Origin of the sequence: Brevibacillus sp. HB1.1 (genome assembly GCF_013332445.1) — a bacterium.
GTDB lineage: Bacteria > Bacillota > Bacilli > Brevibacillales > Brevibacillaceae > Brevibacillus > Brevibacillus porteri.
Genome location: NZ_JABMIV010000041.1, coordinates 1 through 257, shown reverse-complemented (window position 1 = coordinate 257; position 257 = coordinate 1). Strand labels below are relative to the sequence as shown.

1 tRNA gene is annotated in these 257 nt (G+C 40.1%); it reads left to right on the top strand.

Annotated elements, in window-relative coordinates:
- Window positions 1-10 precede the first annotated feature (10 nt).
- Window positions 11-87 (top strand) — tRNA-Pro (locus HPY27_RS29890).
- Window positions 88-257 lie beyond the last annotated feature (170 nt).

Sequence of the window (257 nt, the reverse complement as noted above, 5' to 3'; positions counted from 1 at the left end):
TTTCTATAATCGGGAAGTAGCTCAGCTTGGTAGAGTACTTGGCTTGGGACCAAGGGGTCGCAGGTTCGAATCCTGTCTTCCCGACCATCGATTTCTTGAAAAAAGATGGTTGACATGAATGTAACGCACATGATATATTGGAAGTCTGCTGTTACTAAACAAATTGCAGATTGGTTGAAAAACACTTTAAAAAAGTGTTTGACACCTGAAAGTGGATGTGCTAACATGAAGTTCCTGCTAGTTTAGCAGAACTAAAA